This window comes from Streptomyces olivaceoviridis (assembly GCF_014650115.1).
Taxonomy (GTDB): Bacteria; Actinomycetota; Actinomycetes; order Streptomycetales; family Streptomycetaceae; genus Streptomyces; species Streptomyces olivaceoviridis.
On record NZ_BMUI01000095.1, the window covers coordinates 1 to 2579 of the forward strand.

The window sequence follows — 2579 nt, forward strand, 5'->3', positions numbered from 1 at the left end:
TCGGCCTGGCCGCGCATCGCCGCGAGCAGACCGAGATACGCCCGGGTGTGATGGGCGAGCAGCGCGTATCCGTGGGACGACGTCAGCTCCAGGTCGCGCTGTCCGGTCCGCTCGGCCGCGTCCCACTCGCCGACCGCCATCTGGTCCAGCATGATCAGGTGCAGCATGGTCATGCTGTTGCGGACGAAGCCCGTCTCGGCCTCGCGGTCGACGGTGCGCTGGAGGTGCGGCCGGTAATGGCTGAGGGTGTCCACGTGGTAGGCGGCGACCGACAGACGTGTGATGTCCCAGGGCTCCATGGCCGACAGATCGGTGAACTCACGTTCCACCCGCTCCGCCACACCCGCACCGTGCCGGACCACGTCCCCCCACGCGTCCTGGTAGATCAGCGAGCGAGCGGGAACCGGATCGCCCAGTGAGCCGAGCAACGCCCGGGTCTCCTCCCACTGGGCGGGATCGCCTGCGTACTGGTCGATCGCGAGCAGCAGGTTCACCAGCCGGGTGAGCACGTCGGACGCCTTCCCCGGCTCGCGCCTGCTCAGGTTCTCGATCGCCGTCACCACCTGCCGGTGCGAGTGCCGTACGTCCCCGTCCTCGAAGAACGCCAGATAGGCCGTTGTGACCACGGAGGCGGGGGGCTCGTCCGCACCCGTCACGTGATCGGAGCGGACGAGGCGCTGCGCCTGTTCGAAGAGCCCGGCGTGTCCGGCGGCGAAGGCCGCGTCACCGAGCCTGCGGGACCGGTCCTCGCGGTTCTCGCTCAGCTCCGCGGCCCGGGTCAGCCAGGCCACGGCGGCCACGGCGCTGCCGCGCCGGGTGGCGGAGTCGGCCGCCGCCTCCAGTGCCGCCGCCACCTCCTCGTCCGGGTCGACCGTCGCGGCGGCCAGGTGCGTGGCGCTCCTCTCGACGTCGTCGCGGTGCACACGTGCGAGGGCCGCGTGGGCGGCCCGGCGCTCGTTGGGCGTCGCCGTCTGGACGACCGTCGAGCGCACCAGGGGGTGCCGGAAGACGAAGTCGCCGCTGACCGGGTCGATGCCCAGCAGGCCCGCCGCCGACGCCTCTTCGGCGTCGCGCATGCGGTAGCGCCTCGAACCGGGCGCGGGCGCGGTTCCCGGCGTCGCTCCGACACCGTCCAGGGCGCCGCGCAGCAGTTCCTGACGCACGTCGTCACCGAGGGCTTTGATCCGGGTGCCGTACACGTGTTGCAGGCGCCGGGGCACCGGCAGCGGTACCGAGGCATCGGGCGAGCCGAGGAGCCGCTCGGCCCCGCCTCCCGTGCGGTCGCCGTCGATGTGGGCGGAGAGTTCGAGCAGTGCCAGTGGGTTGCCCCGGGCCTGGTCCAGCACCAGACGGCGGACGTGTGTGTCCAGGCCCGGGCGGCGCAGGTCGAGCAGTCGTCGCGCGGCCTCGTCAGGGAGGGAACCGACCGGCAGTACCGGCAGGGCGGCGGTGTCGAAACCCGACGCCACGTCCGAGCGCAGGCCGACGAGGAGTTTCACCGAGCCGCCGTTGAGCCGGCGCCCCACGAACCCGATCACCGCGACACTGGAGGCGTCCAGCCACTGGCCGTCGTCGAGGAGCAGCAGCAGCGGCCTCGCCGAGGAGACCAGGGACAGCAGGTCGAGGACGGCGATGCCGAGCGACATCACGGACGGTGGCTTTCCGCCACTGCGCCCGAAGACGGTGGCGAACACGTCACGGTGCACCTGGTCAAGGCCGTCGACGGAGGGAAGCAGGGGGTGGACCAGCTGGTGCAGGCCCGCGAACGGCAGCCCGGACTCCGCCTCGACCCCCGCGGCCCGGATCACCCCGTGTCCCGCCCCTGATGCCAGCTTGGCGACATGGTCGAGCAGGGCGCTCTTGCCCACCCCCGTCTCCCCTCTGAGGACGAGGGCCTGCCTCTCCACGGCCGTCACGAACGCGGACAACTGCCGCAGCTCGTCGTCCCGGCCGATCATCGTTACGAGCGACTCCACGGCGCCCCACTCCCTTTCCCACCGGACCCGCCTCGTGCGTTCACTTTCCGAGCCTATGTGTGCACAGTCCTGATCTCACGGCGAACAGTCCTGCTCTCATGGTGAAGAGAACGGAAATACGTAGGCGCGGATCGCGTGAGCGAGTGTGACGCGATGGTGTGAGCGACTGTATGGGGAGGACGTGGAAGCGGTGGGACGGCAGCGGGCCGCCGTAGTGGTTGCTCCCGGCGGCCCGCTGCGGGTTCGATCGCGCGGCTTCCCGCGCTCAGCGCATGGGCTAGTGAGCGCTTCCCGTGGTGGCCGGGGGGAGTTCCACCTGGACGCCGGGGTCGCCGGCGTCCGCGGTGTAGTCCTCCGGCCGGGTCTCGTCCACGCCCTCGGGGGCCTTGACGGCCTTCAGGACGAGGGTGAGGATCACGGTCACCGCCACGTTCAGGACGAACGCGGTGAGGCCGATGTAGCCGATCTCCCCGATGCCGGGGATCTCCTTCGCGGAGCCGCCGAAGTGCTTCTGCGTCGGCGAGGCCACGCCGTACGCCGCGACTGTGCCGTAGATCATGCCGACCGCCCAGCCGGCGAGCAGTGCCCAGCGGTGGAACCAGC

General features: G+C 71.4%; 1 protein-coding gene and 1 pseudogene. Both read right to left on the bottom strand.

Translation table 11 applies throughout. The annotated features are described in order from the left end of the window. Window positions 1-1958, bottom strand: a 1958-nt coding sequence (locus tag IE273_RS43020) for an AAA family ATPase (RefSeq protein ID WP_189820544.1), incomplete at its 3' end; no start/stop codon positions are given. 295 nt (window positions 1959-2253) lie between these two features. After that, window positions 2254-2579: pseudogene (locus IE273_RS43025) on the bottom strand (sodium:solute symporter); the annotation flags it as partial.